Genomic DNA, 14,897 nt, shown 5'->3' on the forward strand with positions numbered 1-14,897 from the left:
GACTGCATGCGCGCCACCGCGAGAGGTGGCGCGCCCTTTTTTCGCCAGACGAACAGGCGACCATGCTTCTGCAAAGATTTCTGATCCGTCTTCTGACGATGGCGATCACGCTGTTCGGCGTCGCGGTCGTCGTCTTTGTCGTCATCCGCGTCGCGCCCGGCGACCCAATCGCGATGATGCTGCCGCCCGGTGCGACCGACGCCGACATCGCCCGGTTGCGCGCGCTCTATGGGCTCGACAAGACCATCGTGCAGCAATTCTTCATCTGGCTCTCCGGCGTCGTGCGCGGCGATTTCGGCACCTCGATCTCGCTCCGGCAGGACGTGCTGGGGCTGGTGTTCAACCGGCTGCCGGCGACGCTGGAGCTCGCCACCGTGGCGCTCCTGATGGCAGTGGCGATCGGCGGCACCGCTGCGATCCTCGGCGCGCGCGAGCGCGGCACGGCGGTCGAGGCCGGCATCGACATCGCCAGTGGGACGGCGCTTTCCATTCCCGACTTCCTGTGGGGGCTGGTGCTGATCCTGCTGTTCGGCGTGCTGATCCCGGTGTTCGATATTTCCGGCCGGGTGTCGCCGCAGCTCGACCTGCCCTTCGTCACGCAATTCTATCTCGTCGAGAGTATTCTGCGGCTGCGCTTCGACCTCACCTGGGATCTCCTCAAACACATGCTGATGCCGGCCGTGGCGTTGGCGCTGCCGCTGGCAGCAATCATCGCGCAGCTTTTGAAACAGTCGCTGAAGGAGGTGCTCGACCTCGATTATGTCGTGCTCGCGCGGGTGAAGGGATTTTCGGAGACGCAGGTCATCCTGCGCGAGGCGTTGAAGAACGCAGCACTGCCGACGCTGACGCTGGTCGGCGTGCAGTTCACCTTCCTGATTGGCGGCACGGTCATCGTCGAGCGGCTGTTTTCCTATGAAGGCCTCGGCAACATGGCGATCGATGCCGTCATCAACCGCGACCTGCCGCTGATCCAGGGCATCGTGCTGGTCTTCGCGCTGCTGTTCGTGCTCATCAACCTTGCCGTCGACATGATGTATGCGCTGCTCAATCCGAGGCTGCGCCATGGATGAGACGCGCATCGCCAGGCGCGGAGTGGGACCAAGGCTGTGGCTTGCCGGCGGCTGGCTGCTGATTGCGCTTGCCGCCGCGATCCTGGCGCCGCTGGTCGCGCCGCAGGACCCGCTGGCGCAGGATTTGATGCTGGAGCGGCTGCCGCCGTTCTGGCTTGACGGTGCGGAACCCGGCTACTGGCTCGGCACCGACAGCCTTGGGCGCGATCTCCTGTCGCGGCTCATCTTCGGCGGCCGCATCGCCTTCATCGTCGCTTTCGCCGCCGCCATAGCCGCCTGCCTGGTCGGCTCGGCGCTCGGCCTGATCGCCGGCTATTTCGGCGGTTGGGCCGACCGCATCATCTCGCGCATCGTGGACATCTGGATGGCCTTCCCGCCGGTGCTGTTCGCCATCCTGCTGGTGGCGGTGCTGGGCACCGGCCTGAGCTCTGTCATCATCGCTATCGCCGTCATCGACTGGACGCGCTTCTGCCGGGTGATCCGCGCCGAGGCGATGGGCCAGTCACGCATGGATTATGTCGAGAACGCCCGCATCGCCGGCTATGGCCGCCTCGGCATCATGCTGCGCGAAGTGCTGCCCAATGTGGTGCCGTCGATCGTTGCGCTGCTGTCGCTGGAAATGGGCATCGCCGTCATCGTCGAGGCGATCCTGTCCTTCGTCAATCTGTCGATCTCGACCGACGATCCGACCTGGGGCGGCATTATTGCCGAGGGCCGGCTGTCGATCCACCAGGCGTGGTGGGTGCTGGTGTTCCCGCTGATCACGCTGATCCTGACCGTGCTGTCGTTCAGCCAGTTCGGCGAGGCGCTGAAGGCCCGTTTCGATCCGGTGCTGAGATGAGCGCCGCTTGCCTCGACATCCGCTCGTTGAGCGCCGTGCTGCCGAACGGCCAGCGCGTGCTGCGCTCGGTGTCGCTCTCCGTCCAGCCGGGCGAGGTGCGCGCGCTGGTTGGTGAGAGCGGCGCCGGCAAGACGATGATCGGCAAGGCTGTGCTCGGCGTGCTGCCATCCAGCGTGCGCGTCGTCGAAGGCGACATGCTGCTGGAAGGCGAAGACCTCGGCCAACTTCAGCCGAAGGCAAGACGCGCGCTGATCGGCGCCCGCACGGCACTGATTCCGCAGGACCCGCTGACCGCGCTCAACCCGTCGCGCCGCATCGGCCCGCAAATGACCGACCGGCTGGTGCGCATCCTCGGCTGGAGCGGCGAGAGGGCCGATCAGCGTATCCGCCAGTTGCTGGACGAGGTGCAGATCCGCGACCCGGAACGGGTGCTGAAAAGCTATCCGCACGAGCTTTCCGGCGGCATGCGCCAACGCGTGCTGATCGCCGCCGCTTTTGCCGCCGAGCCAAGGCTGATCGTCGCCGACGAGCCGACGACGGCGCTGGACGTGACCGTGCAGAAGCAGATCCTGCGCCTGATCGCGCAATTGCAGCGCGACCACGGCACGGCGATCCTGTTCGTCACCCACGATCTCGGCGTCGTCGCCAAGATCAGCCAGAAGGTGTCGGTGCTTTATGCCGGCAAGGTGGTGGAGGAGGCCGACACGGCTGCTCTCTTCACCGCGCCGCAGCACCCCTATACGCGGGCGCTGATGCAAGCCACGCCACGCTACACCGATCCGCTCGCCTCGCTGAAACCGGTCGATGATGCGGTGCTGGCCGGGCTGGCGGCGGAGATCGCTGCTGCCGACCAGGCCTGGAGGCCGCGCCATGGTTGAGCCGCTCATCTCCGTGCGCGGGCTGAAGGTCGCGCTGCCCGACATGACCCGCAAGCCGCTGATCGGCCGGGCGCCGCTGGCCGATATCCTGAAAGGGCTGGATTTCGACCTGCCCAAGGGATCGGTGACCGGCATCGTCGGCGAATCCGGATCGGGCAAATCGACGCTCGGCCGCACCCTGGTGCGGCTGCTAGAGCCCAGCGCCGGCTCGATCAGCTTCGATGGCCGCGACATCGGCCACCTTTCGGAAGCGGGGCTCAGGCCGCTGCGCCGCAATCTGCAGATGATCTTCCAGGATCCGATGTCGTCGCTCAATCCGCGCCGCACCATCTTCAGCATCATCGCTGCGCCACTCAGGCAGAACGGCCTTGGCGACAATCTGAAGGGTCGTGTCGCGGAGGCGCTGCAGCGCGTCGGCCTGTCGCAGAATTTCGCCGGCCGCTACCGCCACCAATTGTCGGGCGGCCAGCGCCAGCGCGTCGGCATCGCCCGCGCCTTGGCGCTGTCGCCGAAATTCGTGCTCGCCGACGAGATCGTCTCCGGTCTCGATGTGTCGACGCAGGCGCAGATCCTCACCTTGCTGGAAAAGCTTGCAGCGGAGATGGGCCTGACGGTCGCCTTCATCAGCCATGATCTGTCGGTGATCCGGCGACTGTGCCAGCAGGTGATCGTCATGCGCGAAGGCAGGATTGTCGAAGCGAGCGCAACCGACGCCCTTTTCGACAGTCCCAAGGACGCCTACACACGCGACCTGATATCAGCCATCCCACTGCCCGAAATCGACCCGGCCTGGCTGGGTACGCTTGCCACGGCAAAGGCACCGATGTGAACTCATTCGCATGCCACACACAGAGCGGGGAATCATTTCGATATAAAACTTTAAGCTTGAAATAATTTCTCGACAGCGCGATACTGAGCGTCAAGAAGCGAAGAGGAGATCGCAGGCATGAAGGTTGCGGTTCTCGGCGGTGGACCAGCCGGCCTCTACTTTGCCATCTCGATGAAGCTCAGGGACGCCGCGCACGACGTGACGGTGTTCGAACGCAACCGCGCCGACGACACATTCGGCTGGGGCGTCGTGCTGTCGGCCGAGACGCTCGAGAACCTCACCAAGAACGATCCGGTGAGCGCCGTCTGGATCAAGAAGTATTTTGCCTATTGGGACGACATCGCCGTCATCCATGACGGCGTGCGCACGGTTTCGACCGGCCATGGCTTTTGCGGCATCGGCCGCAAGCGGCTGCTGATCCTGCTGCAGCGGCGGGCGCGCGAACTCGGCATCAAGCTGATGTTCGAGACCGATATCGCCGATCCGCGCCCGTACATGGAGAGCCACGATCTGGTGGTCGCCGCCGACGGTCTGAATTCGAAAGCCCGCAACGCCTTCGTCGACATCTTCAAGCCCGACATCGACACCCGCAAATGCAAGTTCGTCTGGCTTGGCACGCAGCAAAAATTCGACGACGCCTTCACCTTCATTTTCGAGAAGACGGAGCACGGCTGGGTGTGGGCGCACGCCTACCAGTTCGACAGCGAAACCGCGACCTTCATCGTCGAATGCAGCGAGCAGACCTGGGAGCGCTTCGGCTTCGGCGCGATGACGCAGCGGGAATCGATCGCCGTCTGCGAGCGCATCTTCGAAAAGCATCTCGGCGGCCACCCGTTGATGACCAATGCCAACCACATCAGAGGTTCGGCCTGGATCAATTTCCCGCGCGTGCTGTGCGAGCGCTGGTCCTACAAGAACCTGGCGCTGATGGGCGATGCGGCGGCATCGGCGCATTTCTCGATCGGCTCCGGCACCAAGCTGGCGCTGGAAAGTGCGGTGGCGCTGGCCGACTATGTCGAGTCCGAGCCGGACCTCGAGGCGGCGTTCCGCAAATATGAGGATGCGCGGCGCACCGAAGTGCTGAAGCTGCAGTCGGCGGCGCGCAATTCGCTGGAATGGTTCGAGGAGGTCGAGCGCTATCTCGGTCTCGATCCGGTGCAGTTCAACTATTCGCTGCTGACCCGCTCGCAGCGCATCAGCCACGAGAATCTCAGGCTGCGCGATGCCGAATGGCTGGCCGGTGCCGAGGAATGGTTCCAGCGCCAGGCTGGCGCCGGCGGCAACAGCTTGCGTCGGGCGCCGATGTTCGCGCCGTTCCGGCTGCGCGACATGATGCTCTCCAACCGCATCGTCGTCTCGCCGATGGCGCAGTACAAGGCCGTCGACGGCTGCCCGACCGACTGGCATTTCGCCCACTATGCTGAACGGGCCAAGGGCGGAGCGGGCCTGCTCTATATCGAGATGACCTGCGTCAGCCCGGAAGGCCGCATCACGCCCGGCTGCCCCGGCTTCTATGCGCCGGAGCACGAGGTGGCGTGGAGGCGGCTGGTCGATTTCGTCCATGCCGAAACCGAGGTGAAGATCTGCGCCCAGATCGGCCATTCCGGTGCCAAGGGTTCGACCCGGCTCGGCTGGCAAGGAACCGACGTGCCGCTGCCATCCGGCAACTGGCCGGTGATGGCGCCATCGGCGGTGCCATGGTCGCCGCAGAACCAGGTGCCGAAGGCGATGGACCGTGCCGACATGGACATCGTGCGCGGCCAGTTCGTCGCTTCGGCCGAGATGGCCGAACGCTGCGGCTTCGACATGCTGGAGATCCATGCCGCGCACGGCTATCTGCTCTCCTCCTTCATCACGCCGATCACCAACCGGCGCACGGATCCCTATGGCGGCTCGCTCGAAAACCGCATGCGCTTTCCGCTTGAGGTCTTCCGCGCGGTGCGCACTGTCTGGCCGGCCGAAAAACCGATCTCGATGCGCATCTCGGCCAATGACTGGGTCGGCATCGAAGGCGTCACACCTGCCGATGCGGTCGAGATCGCGCGCATGCTGCATGAGGCCGGTGTCGATATCTGCGATGTCTCGGCAGGCCAGACTTCGGCGTTGGCGAAGCCAGTCTATGGTCGCATGTTCCAGACGCCGTTTTCCGACCGCATCCGCAACGAGGTCGGGATGGCGACCATGGCGGTCGGCAACATCTACGAGCCGGACCATGTGAATTCGATCCTGATGGCCGGCCGCGCCGATCTTGTGGCGCTGGCAAGGCCGCATCTCACCGATCCCTACTGGACGCTGCATGCGGCCGTCACGCTTGGCGACCGCGGCGTCAAATGGCCGGATCCCTATCTACCGGGCCGTGACCAGATCTATCGGCTGGCCGAGCGCGATGCGGCAGCGGGGCTGAAAGTATGAGCGCCGTGCCCTCAATCGCGGCCAGGCATGCGCTTGTCACCGGCGGCGGCTCCGGTGTCGGTCGCGCCATCGCGCTGGCGTTGGCCGGTGCCGGCATCAAGGTCACCATCTGCGGCCGGCGCGAGGCGACGCTTGCCGAAGTCGCCGGAGAGAGCGACCGCATCTTCGGCATTGCCGGCGACGTTACCGATGAGGCGTCGATGACCTCCCTCTACAGCCAGGCGGAAGCGGCGCGCGGACCATTCGACATCGTCGTCGCCAATGCCGGCATGTCCGGCAGCGCGCCGGCGCAGCGGACTTCACTCACCGACTGGCAGCGCACCCTCGACGTCAACCTGACCGGCGCGTTCCTGACGGTGAAGCCGGCGCTGGCCGGCATGGCGGCGCGCAAAGCCGGCCGGGTCGTCTTCATCGCTTCGACCGCCGGCCTGAAAGGCTATGCTTACGTTTCGGCTTATGTCGCCGCCAAGCATGGCGTGGTCGGGCTGATGCGGGCGCTCGCCGCCGAGACCGCCAAATCCGGCATCACCGTCAATGCCGTGTGCCCGGGCTTCGTCGAAACCGAGATGCTGGAAACCTCCGTCCAGCGCATCGTCGAAAAGACCGGTCGCTCGGCCGAGGACGCGCGCACAAGCCTGTCGTCGACAAATCCGCAGGGACGTTTCATCCAGCCGGAGGAAGTCGCCGCCGCGGTGCTGTGGCTGTGCGGCGATGCGGCGGCATCGATCACCGGACAAGCAATCTCAATTTCAGGAGGCGAGACATGGTAGCGGGCCCCCTGCCCACCCCTTCAGGACCCGGCAAGGACCGGCTGCGTCTATGGATACGCCTGCTGCGCGCCTCGCGCACGATCGAGGCGGAGCTGCGCGAGCGGCTGAAGAAGGAGTTCAACACGACGCTGCCGCGCTTCGACGTGATGGCGGCGCTGTACCGTGCGCCGGAAGGCATGCTGATGAGCGACCTGTCGCGCTTCCTGCTGGTGTCCAATGGCAATGTAACAGGCATCGTCGACCGGCTGGTGTCGGAAGGGCTTGTCGCCCGGGCCCGCCGCAACGGCGACCGCCGCACTTCGATGGTGCGATTGACCGAGGAAGGTTCGAAGGCCTTCGCCGTGATCGCCGCCGCGCATGAAGGCTGGGTCGGTGAGCTGCTGGGCAATGTCAGCGAGGACGAGGCGCGCCGGTTGACCGGCATGCTGACCTCGTTCCGCAGCAATTGGGAGGGACGCGAATGACCGCGATGGCAGGCCGCAAACCGCAGCATTTCCTCTGGCAGGTCGAAGGCAAGGTCGCAAAGATCCGACTCGACCGGCCCGAGCGCAAGAACCCGCTGACCTTCGACAGCTATGCCGAGCTGCGTGATATTTTTCGTGACCTCGTCTATGCCGACGATGTCGACGCCGTCGTGTTCCTGCCCAATGGCGGCAATTTCTGCTCCGGCGGCGATGTCCACGACATCATCGGGCCGCTGGTCAAGATGGATATGAAGGAACTGCTCGCCTTCACCCGCATGACCGGCGATTTCGTCAAGGCGATGCTCAATTGCGGCAAGCCGATCATCGCGGCGGTCGATGGTGTGGCGGTGGGGGCCGGCGCCATCATCGCCATGGCCTCCGATATCCGCATCGCGACGCCGGAGGCGAAGACGGCTTTCCTGTTCACGCGCGTCGGGCTTGCCGGCTGCGATATGGGCGCCTGCGCGATCCTGCCGCGCATCATCGGCCAGGGCCGCGCCGCCGAACTGCTCTACACCGGCCGCACCATGACGGGGGCGGAAGGCGAGCACTGGGGCTTCTACAACCGGCTGGTCGATGCCGCGGCACTCGAGGCGGATGCGCTGGAGATGGCCGCGCGCATCGTCTCCGGCCCGACCTTCGCGCATGGCATCACCAAGACGCAGTTGAACCAGGAATGGTCGATGGGCCTGGAACAGGCGATCGAGGCGGAAGCGCAGGCGCAGGCGATCTGCATGCAGACCGGCGATTTCGAGCGCGCTTACAAGGCGTTCGTGATCAAGGAAAAGCCGGTGTTCGAGGGGAATTGAGGATGATTGGTTTTTGCCGAGGCATGGAACGGGGCATAGAAGGAGATATGCATGCCTGACCGTTCCTTCCTCAGCTGGCCCTTCTTCGAGGACCGCCATCGCGCGCTCGCCGAACAGCTCGACGCCTGGTGCGCGAAGAACCTGCCGGGCGATCATCACGATGTCGATGCCGCCTGCCGCGAGCTTGTAGCGAGACTGGGCAAAGACGGCTGGCTGAAGCCGACGGCGCTCGACACCGACAATCCCGCGCCACTCGACGTGCGCACGCTTTGCCTGACACGCGAGACGCTGGCCCGTCATGATGGGCTGGCCGACTTCGCCTTCGCCATGCAGGGGCTCGGCACCGGCGCGCTCAGCCTCTTCGGCACGCCGGACCAGCAGCAATGGCTGGCGAAGACGCGCGCCGGCAAGGCGATTTCCGCCTTCGCGCTGTCGGAGCCGCGCTCCGGGTCTGATGTCGCCAACATGGAGATGTCGGCCACGCGCGACGGCGACGACTATCTGCTGTCGGGCGAAAAGACCTGGATCTCCAATGGCGGCATCGCTGACCTTTACATCGTCTTTGCTCGAACCGGTGAGGCGCCGGGAGCCAAAGGGCTGTCCGCCTTCATCGTGCCGACAGAAACGAAGGGCCTGAGCATCGCCGAAAGGCTGGAGGTGATCGCGCCGCATCCGCTGGCACGGCTCTCCTTCGAAAACGCCCGCGTTCCATCCGCCGCGCTGATCGGCAAGGCCGGCGACGGCTTTCGTATTGCCATGTCGGTGCTCGACGTCTTCCGCTCGACGGTGGGTGCGGCGGCACTCGGCTTTGCCCGGCGTGCGCTTGATGAAAGCATCAAACGGGTGGCTGGACGCAAGCTGTTCGGCGCGCCGATGGCCGAGTTGCAGATGGTGCAGGGCCATATCGCCGACATGGCGCTCGATGTCGATGCCGCCGCGCTGCTCGTCTATCGCGCCGCCTGGACCAAGGACATGGGGGCCGCCCGCGTCACCCGCGAAGCGGCGATGGCAAAACTGTTCGCCACCGACAAGGCACAAGAGGTGATCGACAAGGCCGTGCAGTTGCATGGCGGCGAAGGCGTGCGCAAAGGCCATATCGTCGAAAGCCTCTATCGCGAGATCCGGGCGCTGCGCATCTACGAGGGTGCGTCGGACGTGCAGAAAGTGGTGATCGCCAGACAAGTGATGGGCGCGGCCTGAGGCGGGAAATTATACGGCTAATTGTTTTCGAACCTGGACATTTTGCGAAGTATCGGGAGGCATGACATGCACACCATCCTGCAGCCGGAAGGCTGGGCGAAACCCGTCGGCTATGCCAATGGCGTCGCCGCGCGAGGGCGGCTCGTGTTTATCGGCGGCCAGGTTGGCTGGAACGAGCAATGCCGGTTCGAGACCGATGATTTCGTTGGCCAGGCGCGGCAGACGCTTGAGAACATCGTCGCGGTGCTGGCCGAGGCCGGCGGCAGGCCCGAGCATATCACCTCGATGACCTGGTACTTCACCGACAAGGCCGAGTATCTGGCCAACCTCAAGGGGATCGGCGAGGCCTATCGCGCGGTGATCGGCCGGCATTTTCCGGCCATGGCCGCGATGCAGGTGGTGGCGCTGGTCGAGGATCGCGCCAAGGTAGAAATTCAGGCCACTGCCGTCATTCCTGAATGAATTATCCCCGATAGCCCGCCTGCCTCAACAGGGGCAGCACGCGGTCACAGAAATAGGGCAGTTCCTGCGTGTAGTTGACGAAGGATAGCGCAATCCCCTGGTAGCCGTGCCCGGCGATGGCAATCATGTCGGCGGCGATGGTTTCAGGCGTCCCGATCAGCGGGTAGGTGCCGGCGCCGCCGGCGAAACGCTGCCGGTAGCGGTCATAGGCATGCGGGTCATGCGACTGCGAAAACTCCTTCTTGCCGGCCATGTGGGCGTCGACCGCGTCGTGGTCGGCCATATCAACGGCATAGCGCGCGTAATAGGCTTGCGCCTCCTCCATCGTCTCGCGGCAGACGACATGCGCTACCGTGTAGACGCCGACATCACGGCCCACCTTGTCGGCCCGTTCGCGGATGTCGGCGACGTGCTTGCCGGCATCGGCCATTTCGGAAAAGGTCGTGAACAGATAGTCGCATTTGGCGGCGGCGAAATCCCGGCCCGGCCCGCCGAAGGCGGCGTTCATGGTCACCGGCCGTGGTCGCTGCAGGCTGGCCGGCCGGCTCACTGCCTCCTTGAGATGATAATATGTGCCTTCGTAATCGAGAGGCTCATTCGAGGCGTAAAGTTTTTCCAGGATTTCGATCCATTCGGCCGCCTGGTCGTAGCCCTTCTCGACCAGAGGCGTGCCGAACATGCCGAATTCCTTAGGGTTCCAGCCGCAGACGATGTTGAGCCCGGCGCGGCCCTGGCTGATGTGGTCGACCGTCGCCAGCGCCTTGGCGGCGTAGAGCGGATGCACCAGCGGCACATGCACGGTCATGAACAGGCCGATCTGTTCGGTGGCCATGCTGAGTGCCGCCGCCCAGGTGAACGTCTCGAACGACCACTCGCGCACCTTGTTGCGGCCGCCAAAACCGCGCCAGCGCGCGATCGGCAGCATGAATTCCAGCCCGGCGCGGTCGGCGATCCGGGCCGCCGTCAGATTGTCCTGCCAGCTTGCCGTCCAGCGTTCCGGCACATCGGTAATGGCAAGCCCGCCATCGGCATTGGTGGAAAAGACGCCAAGCTTCAGTCTGTTCGGGCCGTGCAGGGGATGGGCTTTGATCATGTCGCGAACTCTTAGGCAGAGACGGCACGCTACGGCTCCGGGAAAATATTTCAAGCCTGAAATAGCTTCGCTCGATCGTGGTTTGCGGATATGGATTTGGGCTGGATGAAAAAGGGGATCGGCATGAGCGAATTCCGCCAGAAATGCATCGGCAAGACGAACGTCATTGGATCGTTCGCCGCCATACCGCATGCCGTCGCGGTGGAGGTGATGGCGCCGTCCGGCCTCGATTTCCTCTGTATCGACTGGGAACATGCCCAGATATCCAGGGACATGATCGAGAACATGGTCCGGGCCGCCGACGTGCATCGCGTTCCCGCCATGGTGCGCGTCCCCGGCCACCAGCCGGAAGCGATCGCGGCAGCGCTGGACAGCGGTGCGCAAGGTGTCCTCGTGCCGCGCATCTCGACTGTTGGCCAGGCCGAGGCCGCGGTGAAGGCTTCGCACTATCCGCCGCAAGGTGAGCGCGGCGTCGGGCCGGGACGGGCCGCAGGCTATGGCTACCGCATCCCGGAGTATCTCGCTCAGGCCAACGCCAGGACGGTTGTGGCTGTGCAGGTGGAGACCGCCGAAGGGCTCGCCAACATCGAGGCGATCGCAGCAGTGGACGGCGTCGACGTGATCTTCGTCGGCCCTGGAGACCTTTCGGTGTCGATCGACGCGATCGGCCCGAAAGGCGCCGACAAGCTCAACGCGGCGATCCGGACGATCATCGGCGCGACGATCGCACACGACAAGGCCGCCGGCATATTTTGCGCCAAGCCTGAGGATATCGCCCAATGGGCGGCCACCGGCGCCAGCTTCTTCGTCCTGGCGAGCGACACGATGTTTCTCGGTGCCGGCGCTGCCGCCAACTATGCCGCGGCACGCGCCGAACTGGCACGAGACGATCGCCGGTAATTCGGCCTGAAGTGCATCGCCGGTGGTACAGCGGAAAACTTTTTAAGCTTAAAACTTTTGCCTTGAAAAGTCCGGCGCTTTGGATAAGCATTCAATATCGATCGTGGCTGCCGTGCCGGACGGGCTTGCCGGCAGTCCTGTCGAGGCGTTCAGGGTGCGAGGTTCAGTCCTTGTCGTTCATGCTGCCCCAGTCATCGTCTCTGGCCAGCGCGCGTTACGCTTTCGATGGCGTGCGCGCCCAAATTCGCGATCTGCACACCGAAAACATCGCCAACCTTGCCGTGCGCGCCCGCGAATTGGGCGACGTGATCGCGCTCTGGTACGGCGAAGGCGACATGGTGACGCCCGCCTTCATCCGCGACGCGGCCAAGGCAGCGTTCGATGACGGCCTGACCTTCTACGTGCCCAACATGCGCGGCCACGGCCCGTTGAATGAGGCGCTGTCGGAGTACCAGACGCGCATCCACGGCCGGCCGATCCCGATTGCGCGCACCACCGTCACGCCCGGCGGCATGCAAGCCCTGTTCCTGGCGCTGGATCTGCTGGTCGATACCGGCACCAATGTCGTCTACGTCGCGCCGCAATGGCCCAACATCCACAACGCCATCCATTTGATCGGTGGCGAGCCGCGCCCATTTTCACTCGACTTCAAGGGCGACTGGCAGCTCGATCTCGACCGGCTGTTTGCCACCTGCGATGCGCGTACGCGCGCGATCTTCCTGTCGACGCCGTCCAACCCGACGGGCTGGACCGCGTCGCGCGAGGAGATGCAGGCCCTGCTCGATTTCAGCGGGCGCACCGGCATCTGGATCATCTCCGACGAGGTTTACGGCCGGCTCTATTTCGACGGCGACGTGGCGCCCTCGATCCTGCAAATCGCCGAAGATGGCGACAGGGTGCTGTCGGTCAACAGTTTCTCGAAAGCCTGGGCGATGACCGGCTGGCGCGTCGGCTGGCTGACTCATCCCTCTGATGTGGCCGACCAGCTCGGCGCCATGACCCAATATATCAACAGCGGGACGGCAGCCCCGATCCAGGCTGGTGCCGTCGCTGCGATCCGCCAGGGCGAGCCGCTGGTCGAGGAGATCCGGCAGCGGATCAAGACCGGCCTCGACCTTGCCTATGGCAGGCTGGCCGAGATCCCCGGCGTCGTCCTGCCCAAAAGGCCGCGCGGCGGCATGTATGCGTTCTTCGCGATGGAAGGCGAAAGCGACGCACGTCACGTCTGCGCCAAAATTCTGGAAACGGCGCATGTCGGGCTGGCGCCCGGCCATCTGTTCGGAAGCTCGGCAACGGCCTTCCTACGCATGTGTGTCTGCCGTGACCGCGACCAGATAGCGACCGCGCTCGATCGCATGGTCGCTGCCATGAATTGACGCCCTGTCGGAAACGGGGCGGCAAAAAACCGTGCGGGACCAACCCGCCCGTTCAACAACAGAGGGAACTCCAATGAGCTTCACGCGTCGCAACCTGCTTCTTCTCGCTGCCGCCATCGGCATCGCCGCCGGCCCCGCCACCGCCTATGCCGCGGATGTGCTCAATGTCGGCGCCTATCCGACCAATCCGCCGTTCGAATACAAGAACGAGAGCGGCACGTTCGAGGGCTTTGAAGTCGACATCGTCAACGAAGCGGCAAAGCGCATCGGCATGACCACGGAAATCGCCGATCTCGGTTTCCAGGCACTGTTCGCCGCCACCACGTCAAAGCGCATCGACGTCGCCATCTCGTCGATCACCATCACGCCGGAGCGGCTGAAGTCGCAGTCCTTCACCCAGCCCTACTATGATTCCGACATGGGCATTGCCACCAAGACCGACAGCCCGATCAAGGCCGAGGCTGACCTCAAGGGCAAGATCATCGGCGTGCTGTCGGGCTCGACCGGCGAAACCTGGGTCAAGGAGCACCAGGAGGCTGACGGGTTCAGCGATGTGAAGGGCTATGACACGCAGCAGAACCTGCTGCTCGATCTCAGCGCCGGCCGCGTCGATGCCGCCGTCAGCGACATCCCCGGCATGGAATACTCCTTCACCAAGATGAAGGACCTCACCGTCAAGGAGCGCATCAAGACCGGCGAACAGTATGGCCTGATGATGACCAAGGATCACCCGCTGCTCGGCAAGCTGAACGACGCGCTGAGCGCAATGAAGAAGGACGGCACGATCGCCGCGATCCACAAGAAGTGGTTCGGCAGCGACGCGCCGGCCGATTCTTCGACCGTCAAGGAAATGCCGCTGCCGAAGGCCTGATCGGCAGGTTTTGCTGCAATCGTGCCGGCTCTCCAGGCCGGCACGATTTCATGGCGCCGCCGCGCATGCTCCCCGTCCGTAAGGGCCGCACAGCACTTTGATTTAACGCACCAGCGCCGGCTATCGCGCAGTCTCGCCGCAAGCGCGACGGATTAGTTTCAACTTGAGCATCCTTTGCTCTAGCGTCGCGGGACGCCAACCGTTTCGGGAATGCTCCCATGTCGCTGCTGGACACCTTCTTCAACGCCGACGTCATGATGTCGAGCCTGCCGGCGCTGCTGCGCGGCTTCCTGAACACGCTGCTGCTCGGGATCCTCAGCATCGGCATCGGCATCCCGATCGGCCTGGCGATCAGCCTGGTGCGGCTCTACGCACCGAAGCCGCTGCGGCTGCTGGCTGTCGGCTACATCGATATCTTCCGCGCCATGCCGGTGCTGGTCGTGCTGATCCTGATCTACTACGCGCTGCCGTTCCTCGGCATACGCCTGTCGTCCTGGACGTCCGCGGTGACGGCGTTCGCGATCATCATGGCGGCCTACTCGGCCGAGGTGTTCCGCTCCGGCATAGAGAGCATTCCGAGCGGCCAGTTCGAGGCGGCGCAAGCGCTCGGCCTGCCGTTCCTGCTGACCTTGCGCAAGGTGGTGCTGCCGCAGGCGATCCGCGTGGTCATTCCGCCGATGACCAGCAATTGCGTTTCGATGTTCAAGGACACCTCGCTCGCTTCCACCGTGGCGCTGCCCGAACTGCTGAAGGAAGCGACCAACGCACAGTCGCTCTACGCCAATCCCTCGCCGCTGATCGGCGCGGCCCTGGTCTATCTCATCTTCCTCTGGCCGATGGTCCGCCTCGTCAGTCTGCTTGAACGCCGCTTCAAGACCGAAAAGACGCGCTGACCGCCGCCAACAGTTTCCCATCTACCAAG

General features: G+C 64.4%; 15 protein-coding genes. 14 read left to right on the forward strand and 1 reads right to left on the reverse strand.

Going from position 1 to position 14,897, the window contains the following annotated elements; all coding sequences use genetic code 11:
• Positions 1-62: 62 nt before the first annotated feature.
• The 10 genes from AC1RUK_RS24705 (at position 63) to AC1RUK_RS24750 (ending at position 9,735) form a co-directional block, all read left to right on the forward strand.
• Positions 63-1,070 carry an ABC transporter permease gene (locus tag AC1RUK_RS24705; RefSeq protein ID WP_481838562.1) on the forward strand — a complete coding sequence of 336 codons (1,008 nt, stop codon included), beginning with the start codon at positions 63-65 and terminating at the stop codon, positions 1,068-1,070.
• On the forward strand, positions 1,063-1,911 hold the full coding sequence (locus AC1RUK_RS24710) for an ABC transporter permease (RefSeq protein WP_481838561.1): 849 nt from the start codon (positions 1,063-1,065) through the stop codon (positions 1,909-1,911). The genes AC1RUK_RS24705 and AC1RUK_RS24710 overlap by 8 nt, the downstream gene beginning before the upstream one ends.
• Complete coding sequence (locus tag AC1RUK_RS24715) at positions 1,908-2,789, forward strand: ABC transporter ATP-binding protein (RefSeq protein ID WP_481838560.1); 882 nt, start codon at positions 1,908-1,910, stop codon at positions 2,787-2,789. Before AC1RUK_RS24710 ends, AC1RUK_RS24715 begins: the two co-directional genes overlap by 4 nt.
• Positions 2,782-3,618, forward strand: coding sequence for an ATP-binding cassette domain-containing protein (locus AC1RUK_RS24720; protein WP_481838559.1), 837 nt, complete (start codon positions 2,782-2,784; stop codon positions 3,616-3,618). Before AC1RUK_RS24715 ends, AC1RUK_RS24720 begins: the two co-directional genes overlap by 8 nt.
• Before the next feature lie 117 nt (positions 3,619-3,735).
• Positions 3,736-6,030 (forward strand): bifunctional salicylyl-CoA 5-hydroxylase/oxidoreductase, encoded by a 2,295-nt coding sequence (locus AC1RUK_RS24725; RefSeq protein WP_481838558.1) that lies wholly within the window; start codon positions 3,736-3,738, stop codon positions 6,028-6,030.
• Positions 6,027-6,800: an SDR family NAD(P)-dependent oxidoreductase gene (locus AC1RUK_RS24730; protein ID WP_481838557.1), complete on the forward strand. Its 774-nt coding sequence runs from the start codon at positions 6,027-6,029 to the stop codon at positions 6,798-6,800. Before AC1RUK_RS24725 ends, AC1RUK_RS24730 begins: the two co-directional genes overlap by 4 nt.
• Positions 6,794-7,264 (forward strand): MarR family winged helix-turn-helix transcriptional regulator, encoded by a 471-nt coding sequence (locus AC1RUK_RS24735; protein ID WP_481838556.1) that lies wholly within the window; start codon positions 6,794-6,796, stop codon positions 7,262-7,264. Before AC1RUK_RS24730 ends, AC1RUK_RS24735 begins: the two co-directional genes overlap by 7 nt.
• Positions 7,261-8,073, forward strand: a complete 813-nt coding sequence (locus AC1RUK_RS24740) for an enoyl-CoA hydratase family protein (protein ID WP_481838555.1) — start codon at positions 7,261-7,263, stop codon at positions 8,071-8,073. Before AC1RUK_RS24735 ends, AC1RUK_RS24740 begins: the two co-directional genes overlap by 4 nt.
• Before the next feature lie 51 nt (positions 8,074-8,124).
• A complete protein-coding gene (locus AC1RUK_RS24745) occupies positions 8,125-9,273 on the forward strand; it encodes an acyl-CoA dehydrogenase family protein (RefSeq protein ID WP_481838554.1) in 1,149 nt (382 codons plus the stop codon).
• Positions 9,274-9,339: 66 nt separating this feature from the next.
• Positions 9,340-9,735 (forward strand): RidA family protein, encoded by a 396-nt coding sequence (locus tag AC1RUK_RS24750; RefSeq protein WP_481838553.1) that lies wholly within the window; start codon positions 9,340-9,342, stop codon positions 9,733-9,735.
• A 1-nt stretch (position 9,736) separates the two neighbouring features.
• On the opposite strand, the gene AC1RUK_RS24755 is transcribed toward AC1RUK_RS24750, so the two are convergent.
• Positions 9,737-10,828, reverse strand: coding sequence for an LLM class flavin-dependent oxidoreductase (locus tag AC1RUK_RS24755; RefSeq protein ID WP_481838552.1), 1,092 nt, complete (start codon positions 10,826-10,828; stop codon positions 9,737-9,739).
• Between the two features lie 123 nt (positions 10,829-10,951).
• On the opposite strand from AC1RUK_RS24755, the gene AC1RUK_RS24760 reads away from it, so the two are divergent.
• The 4 genes from AC1RUK_RS24760 (at position 10,952) to AC1RUK_RS24775 (ending at position 14,868) form a co-directional block, all read left to right on the forward strand.
• On the forward strand, positions 10,952-11,728 hold the full coding sequence (locus AC1RUK_RS24760; RefSeq protein WP_481839404.1) for an HpcH/HpaI aldolase family protein: 777 nt from the start codon (positions 10,952-10,954) through the stop codon (positions 11,726-11,728).
• A gap of 179 nt (positions 11,729-11,907) precedes the next feature.
• Positions 11,908-13,104 carry a pyridoxal phosphate-dependent aminotransferase gene (locus AC1RUK_RS24765; protein ID WP_481839403.1) on the forward strand — a complete coding sequence of 399 codons (1,197 nt, stop codon included), beginning with the start codon at positions 11,908-11,910 and terminating at the stop codon, positions 13,102-13,104.
• A 73-nt stretch (positions 13,105-13,177) separates the two neighbouring features.
• On the forward strand, positions 13,178-13,975 hold the full coding sequence (locus AC1RUK_RS24770; protein ID WP_481838551.1) for an ABC transporter substrate-binding protein: 798 nt from the start codon (positions 13,178-13,180) through the stop codon (positions 13,973-13,975).
• A gap of 218 nt (positions 13,976-14,193) precedes the next feature.
• Entirely contained in the window at positions 14,194-14,868 is a 675-nt protein-coding gene (locus AC1RUK_RS24775) for an amino acid ABC transporter permease (RefSeq protein WP_006202866.1), read from the forward strand.
• The last annotated feature ends 29 nt before the right edge of the window (positions 14,869-14,897 follow it).

This window comes from Mesorhizobium monacense (assembly GCF_056781675.1).